This is a genomic window from Pseudomonas sp., from assembly GCF_050739995.1.
Classification (GTDB): Bacteria; Pseudomonadota; Gammaproteobacteria; order Pseudomonadales; family Pseudomonadaceae; genus Aquipseudomonas.
This window is the reverse complement of sequence record NZ_JBOICG010000044.1, coordinates 1-16611: the sequence shown is the minus strand read 5'-3', so window position 1 is coordinate 16611 and position 16611 is coordinate 1. Positions and strand designations below refer to the sequence as shown.

Genomic DNA, 16611 nt, shown 5'->3' with positions numbered 1-16611 from the left:
GGGGTGGGGCCGCTTCGCAGCCCAGCGCGGGGCAAGCCCGCTCACTACATGTGTGTTCTACGTCCCGCGGCTTAACTGACTGGCTTAGGGCAAGCCCCCTCCCACATTAAAAGCCTCGACGGCCTTGCAGGCCACCGGTGTGAACGAAGACCAGGCGAGTGCCGGGCGTAAAACGCCCGGTCTCGATCTGCTGCTTCAACGCCAGCAATGCCTTGCCGGTATAGACCGGCTCCAACGGCAGGCCGCAAGCGTGTTCCGTGGTTTCAATAAAATCGAGTAACAACGGGTCGGCCTTGGCAAAGCCGCCCCGGCTGGCCTCCAGCAACTCATACCCACCTTGCACGATAGCCTGCACGTTCTGCGCGATACCGTGATCATCCGGCACAGCCATGGCACCGTACACCGGATGCGCCCCTGCCTCCGCCAACACCAGCCCCGCCAATGTGGTGCCGGTGCCCGCCGCCAGCCACCAACCGTCGTAGTCAGCCCAGTTCAACGTGCCCAACTGCGCGCGCACCTGATCGACCAGCACGCCGCAACCCGATGCACCGGCAAGCCCGCCACCGCCTTCGGGCACGGGATGGAGATCGGGATATAGCTCGCGCCAAGGTAGCCAGAAATCCGGCTCGTGCCGCGCACGATAGCCGCCATACCCCAACCAATGCAGTTCCATGCCAAAGGCTTTCAGATCGCGCACCGTGGGGGTGTCTTGAGGATGACCGCGCAACAGGCCGACGGTAGGAAAACCAAAGCGTTTGCCCGCTGCTGCCAAAGCGTGCAAATGATTGGAATAAGCGCCGCCCAGGCTGATGATGCCACGGGCGTTTTGCGCCTGGGCCAAATGGCCGAGGAGTTTGAACCACTTGTTGCCGCTGACCAGCGGGTCGATGCGGTCCAGGCGCAACACGGCCAACTCGACGCCGTTCAGCCAATCCAGCGGCAGGGGTTCAAGGGGGGCATGGGGCAGCCAATCGAAGGGACCCATCGGGAGGGATCTGCATGAAAAACGGGGCAGTAGTCTAACACCGCCCCGCTTCTGGGCTTACAGCTCGGCGGCGAGGCGTGAGCCCTGGTTGATGGCGCGCTTGGCATCCAGCTCGGCCGCCACATCGGCACCGCCGATCAGGTGCACGTTCTGGCCCGCGGCGACCAGGCCATCGTGCAGTTCGCGCAGTGGGTCCTGGCCGGCGCAGATGATGATGTTGTCCACCGCCAGCACCTGAGGTTCGCCCTCGGCACCGATGCGGATATGCAGGCCTTCGTCGTCGACCTTCAAGTATTCGACGCTGTTGAGCATCTGCACCTGCTTGTTCTTCAGGCCGGTGCGGTGAATCCAGCCGGTGGTCTTGCCCAGGCCATCGCCGACCTTGGAAGTCTTGCGCTGCAGCAGGAACACTTCACGCGCCGGTGCGTGGGGTTGCGGCTTGATGCCCGCAACGCCGCCACGGGCTTGTAGCTGGGTGTCGATGCCCCATTCTTTCCAGAACGCTTCACGGTCCAGGCTAGTGGACACACCTTGATGCACGAGAAATTCCGAGACGTCGAAACCGATACCGCCGGCCCCGATCACCGCCACGCGCTTACCCACGGGTTTGCGCTCAAGAATCACATCCAGGTAGCTGAGCACCTTGGCGTTGTCGATGCCCGGGATCGCCGGAGTACGCGGTGCGATACCGGTGGCCAGGATGATTTCGTCATAACCGCCCGCCGCCAGTTGCGCCACATCCATGCGGGTGTTCAGGCACAACTCGACGTGAGTGGTCTGCAATTTGCGCTTGAAATAACGCAGGGTTTCGAAGAACTCTTCCTTGCCGGGCACACGCTTGGCGATGTTGAACTGGCCGCCGATTTCACTGGCTGAATCGAACAGTGTCACTTGATGGCCGCGCTCGGCAGCCACCGTAGCCGCCGCCAGACCGGCCGGGCCTGCGCCGACTACCGCAATTTTCTTGATCTGCTTGACCGGCAGGTAATTGAGCTCGGTCTCATAGCACGCTCGTGGATTGACCAGGCAAGTGGTGAGCTTGCCGCCGAAGGTGTGGTCCAGGCAGGCCTGGTTGCAGCCGATGCACGTGTTGATTTCATCGGCCCGCCCGGCCGCTGCCTTATTGACGAACTCCGGGTCGGCGAGAAACGGCCGCGCCATCGAGACCATGTCGGCATCGCCTTCAGCAAGGATCTTCTCGGCGATTTCCGGGGTATTGATGCGGTTGGTGGTGATCAGGGGAATCTGCACCGCACCGCGCAGCTTGGCGGTGACTTTGCTGAAAGCGCCACGCGGTACTTTGGTGGCGATGGTCGGGATACGCGCCTCGTGCCAACCGATACCGGTGTTGATGATGGTCGCACCGGCTTGCTCGATGGCTTTGGCCAACTGCACGATCTCTTCCCAGGTACTGCCGCCCTCCACCAGGTCGAGCATCGACAGGCGGAAGATGATGATGAAGTTCGGGCCAACGGCTTCACGCACACGGCGCACGATTTCCACCGCCAGGCGCATGCGGTTTTCGTAGCTGCCACCCCAACGGTCGGTACGGTGGTTAGTGTGCGCAGCAAGGAACTGGTTGATGAAGTAGCCTTCGGAACCCATGATTTCCACGCCGTCGTATTCGGCGACCTGGGCCAGCAACGAGCAGGTGACGAAATCCTGGATCTGCTTCTCGATGCCCTCTTCGTCCAGCTCTTTTGGCTTGAACGGGTTGATCGGCGCTTGAATCGCACTCGGCGCCACCTGCTTGGGGCTGTAGGCATAACGGCCGGCGTGGAGAATCTGCATGCAGATCTTGCCGCCCGCTTCGTGCACGGCCTGGGTCACGATCTTGTGTTTCTGCGCTTCTTCTTCGGTGGTGAGCTTGGCTGCGCCGGCATACACGCCGCCTTCATCGTTCGGCCCAATGCCACCGGTGACCATCAGGCCCACGCCGCCACGGGCACGTTCGGCAAAATAGGCCGCCATGCGTTCGAAACCGCCGGGCTTTTCTTCCAGCCCGGTGTGCATCGACCCCATCAGGGTACGGTTGCGCAAGGTGGTAAAACCCAGGTCCAACGGGGCCAGCAGGTGCGGGTAGGCAGCAGCGGTCATGGTCAAGCTCCACAACGGATCATCACGGGACGTGGCGCGCTCGAACGGCGCGTCATCGGTTTATGTCCCACAGACTAAGAGGCCATGGATGACGGCTCAATGACTGAAACTGACAAGTTATTGATCCAAATGCACAGCGCCCCTTGGCAAGCCGCGCCATGGGCCCTACCCTAGTCGGCGAACCCTGCACCCGGTCTGTTGTCTGTTGCCCCATGCGTAAACTTCTAGCCTTCACCGTCACCATGGCCCTGGTTGCCGCCGTCGCCGCGTATCTGGTCTGGACCCAGGAGCGCCCTGTGGCGCATTACCTGTCAGACCTGCGCATCACCCTGGCTGTCAACGAAGGTGTGCCGGCCGATCGCGGTAATCTACTGGGCATCCAGCCGGAGCTGTTCCCCGCCGACTACCAGAGCCTCGAACGCCTGCACCTGAAACTCGCGGCCTACCTGCAAAAGGCCCGAGACCAGGGTCTGATCAGCGACAAGACTGTCGTGGTACTGCCGGAACATATCGGCACCTGGCTGATGCTGGGCGGCGAGAAAAACGAGTTGTACCAGGCCATCCACCTCAAGGACGCGATGAACTGGCTGTCAGCCAGCAACCCATTCCTGTTCGCCCGTGCCTGGCTCAGCGCCACCGGCGACAATCGGATGGACGATGCCTACCTGCGTATGAAAGCCCCGGCGATGGCCCGCGACTATCAGGTACTGTTCGGCGGCCTCGCCAAAGAGTTCGGCGTCACCCTGGTGGCCGGCTCCATCGCCTTGCCCAATCCGGTGGTGAACCAGGGCCAACTGCAAGTCGGCCATGGCGCGCTGTACAACGCCAGCCTGGTATTCGGTGCCGATGGTGCGCCCATGGGTCAACCCCAGCGTCAGCTTTTTCCCATTTATGACGAGCGTGGCTTTATCCAGCCAGGCGATGAAAATCAGATCAGCGTGGTCGACACACCGGCCGGGCGCCTGGGCATCCTGATCGGCAGCGACAGCTGGTACCCGGACAACTACCGCAAGCTCAACGAACACGGCGCGCAACTGGTCGCTGTGCCTGCATTTGTGATCGGCCGCGACACCTGGGATCGGCCATGGCGTGGCTTCAAAAGCGTATCGACACCCTCCGAAATCAGCCTCAAGCCCGAAGAGCTCAGCGAAGGCGAAGCCTGGCGCCGCCTCACCCTGATCAGCCAGCAGCCCATCAGCCAGGCCACGGCGGGCATGAGCGTGTTCCTGCGTGGACAGTTCTGGGACCTGGGCACCGGCGGGCACAGCTTTCTGAGCAGCCGCGGGCAGATCACCACCGACAGCGACGCCCGTGGCGCGCGCCTGTTGAATATCTGGTTGTAACACCTTGAAGCCGGTGCGCCTTGGAGATCTGTCGGTGGGCTTCGTGCACACCCTGGCCGATGCCATCCACAGCCACGGCCTGGACCCGCAACCGCTGCTATTGCAATACGGCCTGGACCCGGCGCGTCTCGCCGAGGCTGGTGCACGCCTGTCGATTCCGCGCTATATGCGCCTGGGCCATGCGGCCATCCAACTGACCGGCGACCCAAGCCTGGGCCTGCGCATGGGCGGGCTCAGCCGCTTGAGCCAGGCCGGGCTGGCGGGTGTCACGGCGGCCCAGGCGCCCAATGTGCGTGAAGCCGCACGTACGTTGACACGCTTCGAAGCCTTGTACGGTTCCAACTATCGCGGGCAGTCGAGCTTTCATGAGGATGCCAACGGGGCCTGGCTGCGGTTCTATTCCATCAGCCCCTACAACACCTATAACCGTTTTGTGGTGGACTCGATCATCGCCGGCTGGCTGCACCAGTTGTCCAGCGTGGCCCAGCAACCAGTGTATGCACAGCGCATCGACATCGAGTTTGAAGCACCGGAGTACAGCGAGCACTACAACGCGCTCGGAGATGTTCATTTCGGCGCCGATGCCAACCAACTGCGTCTGAACCAGCCAACCTTGGCCCTGCGCAACCCACAGCACTGCCCAAGCACCTGGCACCTGTTGTTGCAGCTGTGTGAAAGAGAGTTGGAGCAGTTGACACGCACCCGCAGCCTGCGCGAGCGCATTACCCGTTTGCTCGGGCCGATGCTCAATGGTGGCCGGGAACCCGACCTGGAAGAAGTGGCGGCTCGCTTGAAGCTGCCGACCTGGACACTGCGCCGCAAACTGGCCGAAGAAGGTACTCAGTTTCGCGCAATTCTCAACGATACCCGCCGCGACCTGGCCATGACCTACATTCGCGATACGGAGCTGGCGTTCGGCGAAATCGCCTACTTGCTCGGTTTTGCCTCAGCCCAGGCGTTTCAACGGGCGTTCAGGCGGTGGAACGACCAGACCCCAGGGGAATTTCGCCGCAGTCAGCGGCATTCCGCCTGAAGTCGGTGTTACAGCTCGGTGGCGTCATCGACCGGTTCCAGCGGGTCCAGTTCAAACGCGTGGTACTCCAGCAGTTCTTCTTGGTAATCGTCCATGGGTCACTCCTTGCCAGGTTCAATGTGGGTGCAGGTCAATGACCTGCACAACCAGCCTAAAGTGCCGTGATGACGAAAAAATGTCGACGTCATGACGTTCCTGCACTTGCACATTAAACGTAGCAGGGCTGCGGGAATTTATCCCGCAGGTGCCGGGACTTACTTCACTGGAGTCGGCAGAGGGGGAATGGCTTCTGTCGGGGCGGGCAACGACGGGTTCGTTGCCGCAGGGGCTGTAACCGGCTCTGGCTGCGGGACAATCGGCGCCGGCTGAGGCGGCGGTGCGACCGGTTCCGACACCACGGGGGCCGGTGTATCGACCTTCGGTGTCTCTACTTTAGGGGCCTCGACCTTCTCTACGGGTACGGCCTTTGGCTCCGGCACACCCAGGTCAGTCTTGGGCTTCTCGGGAATATGCTCGGCCTCTTTCACTTCCTGGGGCAGGAACACGTCCACCAGTGCGAAGTAACGTTCGTAGAACTTCGGCGCCGAGACGGTCTCGCTCGCCACCTTCACCATCGAATCATCGGTGGAACCGATCGGCATCGACACAGAACCCAGGACACCCACCCCCAGGCTCGCGGAGTTGTTGACCTTCTTCAGCGCATATCGGTCCTGCAGGGCGTTGGCAAACATCGTCGAGTGATTGTTGCCCTTGCCATCATTGGCGCACACCACATTGAAACTGATCTGCATGTGGGTTTCGCCGGTTTGCTGGAAGCTCTTGTTACCCACCACCAGCTTCGGATCGCTGCTGGTGATGATGTAGCCCTGGCTCAGCAATGCACGACGCGCCGCCTCGCAGGACGCAGTAGCGCTGACCGGGTAATCACGGGAAAACGTACCGGAATCGTCGAAGTTTTCATGTTCATAAATAGCGGTTTTGGGCGACGAGCAGCCCGCGGCGCCCGCCAACACTAGCGCCAACCCGAGGCTGCGCACGTGAAATGATGTCGACATCGAAAATCCTGAGGAAAACAGTCAGGGCGGTATTGTGCAACAGAACGACACCTTGGCGCGCGTATTCCTGTCGGTAAAACGTCACAGGTTCAAGCGATGGTGCCTGCCGGAAAAAGCCCTGCACACATGTGATCAATAAACACGCGCAACTTGACCGATGCATGGCGACTAGAGGGCCATAGCATCCAGAAACTGCCACGGTGTTCCAGGTACTCATCCAATACCCGTTGCAGGCGCCCCTGCGCCACGGCCTGGTTGACCATGTAATCCGGCAGGCAGGCAATGCCCAACCCTTCATGTACCACATGGTTGAGGGACTCGATGGTGGTACTGACCAGCGGGGTGCGCAGGATTGGCTCCACGCCACCGGGGTCGAGGCGCAACGGCCAGGGTTCCAGTTTGCCCGTCGCGCAAAACTTGTGGCGCAAGCAGGCATGGTCGTTCAAGTGCAAGGGATGTTGCGGAGTACCGTGCTCGTGGAAGTAAGCCGGCGTGCCCACCAGCACCAATTGGTAGTGCCCCAGATGGCGGGCCATCAGCCGGGAATCTTCCGGCTTGCCGGTGCGAATCACCGCATCGAAGCCTTCTTCGATCACATCCACCATGCGGTCGGAAAAATCCACATCCAGCTCGATCTCAGGGTAGGCGCGCATAAAGTTGCTGAGTACCGGCATCAATAAACCACGTACTTGCGGAACGCTGATGCGCAGCTTGCCCCGAGGCGTTGCGCTGGCTTCGGTCAGCTCTCGTTCCGCCGCCTCGACCTCGGCCAAAATGCGCCGGGTACGCTCAAGGAACAGTGCGCCTTCACTGGTCAGGGTGATGCTGCGGGTGCTGCGGTGAAACAGCCGCACGCCCAGCCGCGCTTCCATCCGGGCAATGCTTTTACCAATGGCCGAAGACGAAACCCCCAACACGCGCCCGGCTTCAGTGAAGCTACGGGTCTCCGCTACCTGCACGAATACCGAGAGGTTGCCCAGACTGTCCATGATGTGCCCCCACATTACGGACAGTAACGTCCGATAAGTTCGGAACCTTAGCCTGTTTTTCCGCAGATGGCAGCCCTCTACGCTACTTTCCTGCCCTCTTGCATGGATAGAGCATCATGACCTCACTGACCGATTGCCCAACCGACACACAACGTGACGCACTGCCGCTGGGAGGTTTGCTGGCACTGGCAAGCGCCGGCTTCATCACCATCCTCACCGAGGCCATGCCTGCCGGGCTCCTGCCGCAGATGGGCGAAGGCCTGGGCGTGTCGCCCGCGCTGGTCGGCCAGTTGGTCACTCTGTACGCCTTGGGATCACTGCTCGCAGCCATTCCCCTGACACTGTTGACCCGGGGTTGGCGCAGGCGACCGTTGCTGTTGATCGCCATCGGCGGCTTTGCATTGGTCAACAGTGTCACTGCCCTTTCCAGCCACTATGGGCTGACCCTGGTAGCGCGCTTCTTCGCAGGTGTATTCGCCGGGCTGCTCTGGGCACTGCTGGCGGGCTATGCAAGCCGGATGGTCGCGCCGCACCTGCAAGGACGGGCAATTGCCGTCGCCATGCTGGGTGCCCCGCTGGCGCTATCCCTCGGTGTACCGGCCGGTACCTGGCTGGGAACCGTCGTGGGCTGGCGCCTGAGTTTCGCGATCATGACGGGTTTGACGCTGTTGCTGTTGATCTGGGCGCGCTGGCAGCTCCCGGACTTTGCCGGGCAAACCGCGCAGAAGCGCCTGGGCCTGGCCCAGGTGTTGACCCTGCCCGGGATTCGCCCGGTACTGTGGGTGACCTTTACCTACGTCCTGGCCCACAACATTCTCTATACCTACATCGCGCCGTTACTGGTGCCCGCCGGCATTGCTGCCGACATCGACCGGGTACTGTTGGTGTTCGGTGTAGCAGCGCTGTTAAGCATCTGGCTGACGGGTGTACTGATCGATCGGTGGTTGAACACATTGCTTTTGATCAGTTGCACACTGTTCGGCCTGATCGCCCTGGCGCTGGCGTTTTGGATCAACGTGCCCCTGGTCATCTACGTCGCGGTGGCCTTGTGGGGGTTTGCGTTCGGTGGCCTGCCGGCATTGCTGCAAACCGCGCTGGCCAAATCCGCAGGAGAGTCGGCGGACGCGGCTCAATCGATGCTGGTGACCGTATGGAACCTGGGGATCGCCGGCGGTGGCTTGGCGGGTGGTATGTTGCTCCAGGGCTGGGGCGTCACCACCTTTGCGTGGGCGGTCGTCCTCCTGATGCTACTGGCCTTGGCGGCGTATCACAGGCTGCGCCCCAGCAACTGACCCGGCCATCCATCCACTTCGAACGTGGAGATGCGCTCATAACCACATGACTCATAAAACCGCACCAACGCGCCGCTCCCGCCGCCGTAGCAGTCCACACGCAAGCGGTTTACGCCCATGGCGCGGGCGCGGTCATCGGCGAAGGCCATCAGCCGCCGACCAACGCCACGCACACCCTCATCCCGCGCGGCGATCAACAAGCGCACATACACCTCCGGCTCCGTCGCCGCCGGTACATATGGCATGGACTCACCCAACACCAGAGCGGCCCGAACACGGCCGCTCGGTTCTTCGACCACCCATGCCCCGGGCATCGCGCAGGCTTCGGAAACTCGTGCAACCCGCTGGGGCGATGCCGACCAGGGCTCAGTGCCCCATTGGCCGTCATTGCCCATGGCAACAAACCAGGCAATCACCTCGTCGAACACCCGCAGAACCGCTGGGGCGTCCGCCACACTGGCACGACGTATGACCAAGTCCCCTCCTCCTTGAAGCAACATGCATGACACTCCTAGTTCGGTAAACACCTAGCATCCACGTAGTACGCCAACCGCTACAACCCCTTTTCCTACAAACGGCGTTTATGCCCACACGTGCTTGAGCACAGCGCCCGAAAGATAGAGGCCGCCTCCAAACACCACATGGGTCAGCAAGCTGCGCAAGCGATTCCGCCAAGGAGTGGGTGTGCGAGAGGCCGCTATGCCAGCCCCCATTGCCGGTTGCATCACGAAATAGGGGATAACCACTGTCACCGTACCCACCACTACTGCAGGCAACCACACGGGATCAAGCAACCACCCCACGCCGTAGACACCCACCAACAACGCGGCGAAACCAATGCCGACGGCATAATGGACCAACCACCCCAGTGCCAGCTCGCCCTGTACCGGTGAGGCCTTGCCGATACGGGCATGGACGAACGTGCCCTGGCGGAGATGCCCCACCCATCGGCCCACCATCGCGTAGTCGAGTGTCGCGATACCCAACCCCTTCAGGATCATTGACCAAACGTCCATCACGGCTGTCGCGCCAACACCAACCAACACCAACCTTACCCACTCATCCACCGACAACATTGCCCACCCTCTGATTGATGAAACACTCGTTTACGGGCAGCATAGAAGTTGAAGTCAACTTCAAGTCAAGCGGTGCATCATGGATATTTCAGAAGTTTCCCGGCGAACAGGGCTCCCCTCCTCCACAGTCCGGTTCTACGAGAAGACGGGCTTGATCACAGCGACCAGCGCCCCCGGTGAACGACGGCACTTCGCGTCTAATGTGCTCGATCAACTGGCACTGATTGCACTGGGTCAGGCCGGAGGTCTGTCCTTGGACGAAATCCGCATCATGCTGCCCTCCGAGGGGGTTCTGCAGATAGATAGGACGCTGTTGCTGGCCAAGGCCGACAGCATCGACGCGACCATCAAGCGCCTGAAAGCCATGAGCCAAGGCTTGCGCCACGCTGCAGAATGCCCGGCGCCCGATCACACGCAATGCCCGAACTTCCAACGACTGCTCAAGGCCGCTGCGGGAAAAGTGAAAAGGAACAGGACGGCCGCAACGTCCGTAAGGCCTTACCCGTAGGCGCTCCGTCCGCCCATAAAAAAGCCCCCGGTCTTTTCAGGCCGGGGGCTTCTTATTCAAGCTGCCATCAGAACTTCTTGATGTCAGCCTGGGTTTCCAACTGCTTACGGTACGCCGCGAAGTCTTGCTGACCGATACGCGAAGCGAGGAAGCGGCGGTACTGCGCCTTTTCTTCGTCCGACGGGGCAGCCGCTTCGTTGACGCCGTTCAAACGCACGATCATCAGGCTACCGTCAGCCAGGGTCACGGTAGTGAACGTCGGCTTGTCCTTGCTCGCAGGCTTAGGCATGCGGAACAGGGCTTGCAGAACAGTCGGATCAATCGCTTCCGCGCTACGGGTCGCCGCTTCGGTGACTTTCCAGGCCTGACCGTCGACTGGCTGGTTCAGTGGGGTCTTGCCATCACGCAGGCTGGCGATCAATTCGTCAGCGTGAGCCTTGGCAGCCGCGCTGGCACGCTCCTTGGTCATCTGGGTGCGGATCGCTGCCGAGACCTTTTCCAACGGTAACTGCGCAGGCTTGAGGTGCTCTTTGGCGCGCAGCACAACGATGGTTTCCGGGTCCAGTTCGATGGCGGTGCTGTTGGCACCCTCATCCAACACTTCCGGGCTGAACGCAGCGGTGACCACGGCACGGTTAGCCGCGATACCTTCACCACCCTCACGGCCGAACGGCGCGGAGGTGTGCACGGTCAACTTCAGGTCAGACGCCGGCTGGGCCAGGTCGGAGGCTTCGAATGCCGCATCTTCCAATTGCTTGGTCGCTTCGACAAAACGCTGTTCAACCTGCTGGGTCTTGAGCTCGCGGGTCAGCTTGTCTTTCAGGCTGGCAAACGATGGCACTTGCGGTGCCTCAACGCCCAACAGCTTGATCAGGTGCCAGCCAAAGGTGGTGCGCACCGGGGCCGATACCTGGTCTTTGTTCAAGGCATACAGGGCAGTTTCGAAGTCCGGGTCGTATACGCCAGGGCCGGCGAAACCGAGGTCACCACCATTGTTGGCCGAACCCGGGTCCTGGGAGAACTCCTTGGCCAGGGCTTCGAACTTCTCCCCCTTGGCCAGGCGCGCCTGGATCTCTTCAATCTTGGCCTTGGCCTGCGCCTCGGTCACCTTGTCGTTGACTTCGATCAGAATGTGCGCGGCACGACGCTGTTCAGCGAGGTTGGCGGTTTCTTTCTGATAGGCAGCCTGCAGTTCATCGTCCTTGACGGTGACCTGGTCGAAGAAGGACGACTTCTTCAGCTCCAGATAGTCGACGACCACCTGGTCCGGGGTCATGAACTCTTTGGCATGCTGGTCATAGTAAGCCTTGACCTCGTCGTCGGTGAGCTTCACCGCCGCAGGGTCGGCCTTGATGTTGACGGTGGCAAAATCGCGGGTCTGTTTTTCCAGACGGGCGAATGCCAGCACTTCGGCGTCGGTGACGAAGCCGCTGCCGGCGATGCCAGCACGAACCTGGCCGATCAGCATTTCCTGGGTCAGCATCTGACGGAACTGCATACGGCTGTAGCCCAGCTGACGGATCACCTGGTCAAAGCGTTCGGCATTGAACTTGCCGTCCACCTGGAATTCCGGCGTTTGCAGGATGACTTGGTCCAGCGCCGCTTCGGAGAAACCGAACTTGGAGTTCGCAGCGCCTTGCAGCAATAGCTTGCGATCGATCAGCCCTTTGAGGGCCGCATCGCGCAGCAATTTCTCGTCCAGCAGGGAAGCATCGAAATCCTTGCCCAGCTGTTGCATCAGCTGGCGACGTTGCATGTCGACGGCCTGGCTCAATTCGGTCTGGGTGATTTCTTCACCGTTGACCTTGGCCACGTCCTGCTTGTTGTTGGTCGAAGCCTGGAAAATAGCCTCGATACCGGTGAACGCCATCAACGCGACGATGATCCCGATAATGGTCTTGGCAATCCAGCCTTGTGAATTGTCCCTGATATTCTGCAGCATGCGTCCCCCAGAAACGGTTGAACTTCAAAAATTAGGCAACCGTGGAGCGTGGGTAGAGTCCGGATAGAAGAAAGGCGCATCCGAGGATGCGCCTTCTCGTAACTGGCGGAGCGGACGGGGGTTTGAACCCACACCCCCGGCGTGGCGACCCGATGGATACTTGGGTCAGCTGCCGCTCCGCTGCCAGGCCAGACTGCGTCTGGCCCGGATAGGTAAGGCTTGAGCGAAGCTTAGTTAACGGCTTCTTTCAGGGCTTTACCGGCTTTGAAACCTGGTTTCTTGGCAGCAGCGATTTGCAGTGCTTTGCCAGTCTGTGGGTTACGGCCAGTGCGAGCTGGGCGATCAGTCACAGAGAAAGTACCGAAGCCTACCAGTACCACGGAGTCGCCGGCCTTCAGAGCGCCAGTGACGGATTCGATTACTGCGTCCAGCGCACGGCCAGCAGCAGCTTTCGGGATATCAGCGGATGCGGCGATAGCATCAATCAGTTCCGACTTGTTCACTCTAAGTCCCCTTATATATCTATTGAGTATGATTCTAAGTTTTTTGGTGAAAGCAAAAACCAGTGCTGAATGGCCTACAGACACTTAAGAGCCGCTTTATAACAAGGGCTCTAAAAAGCTGTCAAGGAAGCCCCCAGGCTTAATCGCATTAATGCGTGCTAATTCTTTCCTTGGAATCAGACTCGCGTTTTTCATCCTTCGCGACAATCTCTGGAGCCACATCCGGCAAGGGCTCCGGCGCGTATTGCAGCGCAATTTGCAGGACCTCGTCAATCCATTTAACCGGTTTAATCTGCAGATCCTGCTTGATGTTGTCAGGAATTTCCTTCAAGTCGCGGACATTCTCTTCAGGAATGATCACCGTCTTGATACCCCCTCGGTGTGCCGCCAGCAATTTCTCTTTCAGACCACCGATGGCCAGCACCTGACCACGCAGGGTAATTTCCCCGGTCATGGCCACATCCGCTCGCACAGGGATGCCGGTCAGAGCCGACACCAGGGCCGTGCACATACCTACGCCAGCGCTAGGGCCGTCTTTCGGGGTAGCCCCTTCCGGCATATGGATGTGCGTGTCGTGCTTCTCGTGGAAGTCCAGGGGAATGCCCAGGCTCTTGGCGCGACTGCGTACCACGGTTTGCGCGGCAGTGATGGACTCGACCATGACATCGCCCAGCGAACCGGTTTTGATCAACTGGCCTTTGCCCGGGATCACCGCCGCTTCAATGGTCAGCAATTCGCCGCCCACTTGGGTCCACGCCAGGCCAGTCACCTGACCTACTTGATCCTGCTGCTCGGCCAGGCCGTAGCGGAACTTCTTCACGCCCAGGAAGTGTTCCAGGGAGTCGGCCGTCACCTTCACCGAGAAGCGTTTTTCCAGCGCATGCTCCTTGACCGCCTTGCGGCAAATCTTCGCGATCTGGCGCTCAAGGCCCCGAACACCGGCCTCGCGGGTGTAGTAGCGCACGATGTCACGGATCGTCTCGACTTCAAATTCGATCTCGCCCTTTTTCAGGCCATTGGCTGAAATCTGCTTGGGTGCGAGGTATTTGACGGCAATATTGATCTTCTCGTCTTCGGTGTAACCCGGCAGACGAATCACCTCCATCCGATCCAACAAGGCTGGCGGAATATTCATGGAGTTGGAGGTGCACAGGAACATTACGTCGGACAGATCGTAGTCGACTTCCAGGTAATGGTCGTTGAAATTGTGGTTCTGTTCAGGATCGAGCACTTCGAGCAACGCGGATGCCGGATCACCACGCATGTCGCTGCCCATTTTGTCGATTTCATCGAGCAGGAACAGTGGGTTGCGCACCCCCACCTTTGTCATCTTTTGAATCAATCTTCCTGGCATCGAACCGATGTAAGTCCGGCGATGACCACGGATTTCCGCTTCATCACGTACACCGCCAAGGGCCATGCGTACAAACTTGCGGTTGGTGGCGTTGGCAATGGACTCGGCCAGGGAGGTTTTACCCACACCTGGAGGACCGACCAGGCACAACACCGGACCACGGATCTTCTTCACGCGCTTTTGCACGGCGAGGTATTCAAGGATGCGTTCTTTGACTTCTTCGAGGCCATAGTGGTCGGCATCGAGGATATCTTCAGCGCGAGCCAGGTCCAGGCGCACTTTGGTCTGGGCCTTCCACGGCACTTGCACCAGCCAGTCGATGTACGAACGAACCACGGTGGCTTCAGCCGACATCGGCGACATTTGCTTGAGCTTGTTCAACTCGGCGGTCGCTTTGGTCAGAGCGTCTTTCGGCAGGCCAGCGGCATCAATGCGCTTTTTCAGCTCTTCGATTTCGTTGTGGCCTTCCTCACTGTCACCGAGTTCCTTCTGAATGGCCTTCATCTGCTCATTCAGGTAGTACTCGCGCTGACTGCGCTCCATCTGTTTCTTCACGCGACCACGGATGCGCTTCTCAACCTGTAACAGGTCAATTTCGCCATCCAGCAGTGCCAACACATGCTCAACACGGGCCGACAGGTCGATAATTTCGAGGATGTCCTGCTTCTGCTCGATCTTCAGCGCCATATGCGCAGCCATGGTATCGACCAGGCGGCTTGGCTCATCAATGCTGTTGAGAGAGGACAGGACTTCAGCCGGGACTTTCTTGCCCAACTGCACATACTGCTCGAACTGCGAGAGCAGGCTGCGTACAAACACTTCGGATTCGCGCTCAGGGGCTTCGACTTCGTCGATCAACGCGACTTCAGCGCGCAAGTGGCCGTCCACTTCCATGAAACGCTCGACCGCGCCACGCTGCTCGCCTTCCACCAGCACCTTGACGGTGCCATCAGGCAGTTTGAGCAGTTGCAGCACGGTAGCAATGGTACCGACGCGATACAGGGCGTCTTCGCCCGGATCATCATCAGCAGGATTCTTCTGGGCCAACAGCAGGATCTGCTTGTCGCCCGTCATCGCAGCCTCGAGGGCTTCGATAGACTTCTCGCGCCCCACAAACAGCGGGATAACCATGTGCGGATAGACGACGACATCACGCAACGGCAGGAGAGGCAATTCGATGGTTGTCTTCATGATTTCGCCTCTATGACAGTTGAAAAATAAACTTGAAACCAAGATGGGGGCTGCATGCAAAAAAAACAAGCTCAATGCCAGCACTTAAACGCATGAATAAACGCGAATTTAAAAGCTGTCCTGAAAAACTGCCCTAAAAAACAAAGGGGCCTCGAAAGGCCCCTTGCTTGCACAGCAACTGCAAAACGCTTACGCGTCCGGCGCAGCCTTGGCAGTCGGCTCACTGTTTTCGTAGATATACAGTGGCTTGGACTTGCCTTCGATAACGCTTTCGTCGATTACCACTTTGCTCACCTCGGACTGCGAGGGGATTTCGTACATGGTATCGAGCAACACGCCTTCGAGGATCGAGCGCAAACCACGCGCACCGGTCTTGCGCTCCAGTGCCCGCTTGGCCACCGATTTAAGCGCATCGGTACGGAACTCAAGGTCCACACCTTCCATCTCGAACAACTTGGCATACTGCTTGGTCAGGGCGTTTTTCGGCTCGGTGAGGATCTGAATCAGAGCCGCCTCATCCAACTCGTCCAACGTGGCCAGCACTGGCAGACGGCCAACGAACTCCGGGATCAGACCGAACTTGACCAGATCGTCAGGCTCGACTTCACGCAGGGACTCGCCCACCTTCTTGCCTTCTTCCTTGCTGCGCACTTCTGCGCTGAAACCGATGCCACCACGGGTGGAACGCTGCTGGATAACTTTTTCCAGGCCGGAGAACGCGCCGCCACAGATGAACAGGATGTTACGCGTATCTACCTGCAGAAATTCCTGCTGCGGGTGCTTGCGACCACCTTGAGGCGGTACGGAAGCGACCGTGCCTTCGATCAGTTTCAACAGGGCTTGCTGCACGCCTTCACCGGAAACATCCCGAGTGATGGACGGGTTGTCCGACTTGCGCGAAATCTTGTCGATTTCGTCGATGTAGACAATACCCATCTGGGCCTTCTCTACGTCGTAGTCGCACTTCTGCAGCAGTTTCTGAATGATGTTCTCGACGTCCTCACCCACATAGCCAGCCTCGGTGAGGGTGGTAGCGTCGGCGATGGTGAACGGAACGTTCAACAGGCGAGCGAGGGTTTCCGCAAGCAAGGTTTTACCCGAGCCTGTAGGGCCGATCAGCAAGATGTTGCTCTTGCCGAGCTCGACTTCGTCGCCCTTCTTGTCACGCTGGTTCAAGCGCTTGTAGTGGTTGTACACCGCTACGGCCAGAACCTTCTTTGCACGCTCTTGACCGATTACATAC

General features: G+C 59.7%; 14 protein-coding genes. 4 read left to right on the top strand and 10 right to left on the bottom strand.

Annotated features, from left to right (window positions below; genetic code table 11):
• Positions 1-106 precede the first annotated feature (106 nt).
• Together ACRESD_RS01585 and ACRESD_RS01580 are read right to left on the bottom strand one after the other, a co-directional pair.
• The gene (locus ACRESD_RS01585) at positions 107-985 is read right to left on the bottom strand and encodes a 1-aminocyclopropane-1-carboxylate deaminase/D-cysteine desulfhydrase (protein ID WP_431749326.1); all 879 of its coding nucleotides are present in this window, start codon (positions 983-985) and stop codon (positions 107-109) included.
• A gap of 57 nt (positions 986-1042) precedes the next feature.
• Positions 1043-3082 (bottom strand): FAD-dependent oxidoreductase, encoded by a 2040-nt coding sequence (locus ACRESD_RS01580; protein ID WP_431749325.1) that lies wholly within the window; start codon positions 3080-3082, stop codon positions 1043-1045.
• A gap of 212 nt (positions 3083-3294) precedes the next feature.
• Here ACRESD_RS01580 and ACRESD_RS01575 point away from each other — a divergent pair, with 212 nt between their 5' ends.
• Both ACRESD_RS01575 and ACRESD_RS01570 read left to right on the top strand, forming a co-directional pair.
• Positions 3295-4425: a carbon-nitrogen hydrolase family protein gene (locus tag ACRESD_RS01575; protein ID WP_431749324.1), complete on the top strand. Its 1131-nt coding sequence runs from the start codon at positions 3295-3297 to the stop codon at positions 4423-4425.
• 4 nt (positions 4426-4429) lie between these two features.
• On the top strand, positions 4430-5458 hold the full coding sequence (locus tag ACRESD_RS01570) for an AraC family transcriptional regulator (RefSeq protein WP_431749323.1): 1029 nt from the start codon (positions 4430-4432) through the stop codon (positions 5456-5458).
• Positions 5459-5712: 254 nt separating this feature from the next.
• On the opposite strand, the gene ACRESD_RS01565 is transcribed toward ACRESD_RS01570, so the two are convergent.
• Together ACRESD_RS01565 and ACRESD_RS01560 are read right to left on the bottom strand one after the other, a co-directional pair.
• Positions 5713-6513, bottom strand: a complete 801-nt coding sequence (locus ACRESD_RS01565; protein WP_431749322.1) for a DUF2242 domain-containing protein — start codon at positions 6511-6513, stop codon at positions 5713-5715.
• 89 nt (positions 6514-6602) lie between these two features.
• The gene (locus ACRESD_RS01560; RefSeq protein ID WP_431749321.1) at positions 6603-7502 is read right to left on the bottom strand and encodes a LysR family transcriptional regulator; all 900 of its coding nucleotides are present in this window, start codon (positions 7500-7502) and stop codon (positions 6603-6605) included.
• Positions 7503-7618: 116 nt separating this feature from the next.
• On the opposite strand from ACRESD_RS01560, the gene ACRESD_RS01555 reads away from it, so the two are divergent.
• Entirely contained in the window at positions 7619-8794 is a 1176-nt protein-coding gene (locus ACRESD_RS01555; protein ID WP_431749320.1) for an MFS transporter, read from the top strand.
• On the opposite strand, the gene ACRESD_RS01550 is transcribed toward ACRESD_RS01555, so the two are convergent.
• On the bottom strand, positions 8770-9270 hold the full coding sequence (locus ACRESD_RS01550) for an N-acetyltransferase family protein (protein ID WP_431749319.1): 501 nt from the start codon (positions 9268-9270) through the stop codon (positions 8770-8772). The genes ACRESD_RS01555 and ACRESD_RS01550 overlap by 25 nt on opposite strands.
• 105 nt (positions 9271-9375) lie before the next feature.
• On the bottom strand, positions 9376-9870 hold the full coding sequence (locus tag ACRESD_RS01545; RefSeq protein ID WP_431749318.1) for a DUF2938 domain-containing protein: 495 nt from the start codon (positions 9868-9870) through the stop codon (positions 9376-9378).
• A 79-nt stretch (positions 9871-9949) separates the two neighbouring features.
• Here ACRESD_RS01545 and ACRESD_RS01540 point away from each other — a divergent pair, with 79 nt between their 5' ends.
• Positions 9950-10378, top strand: coding sequence for a helix-turn-helix domain-containing protein (locus tag ACRESD_RS01540; RefSeq protein ID WP_431749317.1), 429 nt, complete (start codon positions 9950-9952; stop codon positions 10376-10378).
• A gap of 67 nt (positions 10379-10445) precedes the next feature.
• On the opposite strand, the gene ACRESD_RS01535 is transcribed toward ACRESD_RS01540, so the two are convergent.
• The 4 genes from ACRESD_RS01535 to clpX all read right to left on the bottom strand — a co-directional run.
• A complete protein-coding gene (locus ACRESD_RS01535; RefSeq protein ID WP_431749316.1) occupies positions 10446-12320 on the bottom strand; it encodes a SurA N-terminal domain-containing protein in 1875 nt (624 codons plus the stop codon).
• Positions 12321-12550: 230 nt separating this feature from the next.
• Positions 12551-12823, bottom strand: a complete 273-nt coding sequence (locus ACRESD_RS01530; protein WP_003174819.1) for an HU family DNA-binding protein — start codon at positions 12821-12823, stop codon at positions 12551-12553.
• Positions 12824-12971: 148 nt separating this feature from the next.
• Positions 12972-15368, bottom strand: coding sequence for an endopeptidase La (gene lon / locus ACRESD_RS01525; RefSeq protein WP_431749315.1), 2397 nt, complete (start codon positions 15366-15368; stop codon positions 12972-12974).
• Positions 15369-15557: 189 nt separating this feature from the next.
• Positions 15558-16611: ATP-dependent Clp protease ATP-binding subunit ClpX (gene clpX / locus ACRESD_RS01520; RefSeq protein ID WP_431749314.1), on the bottom strand; the 1054-nt coding region annotated here is incomplete at its 5' end.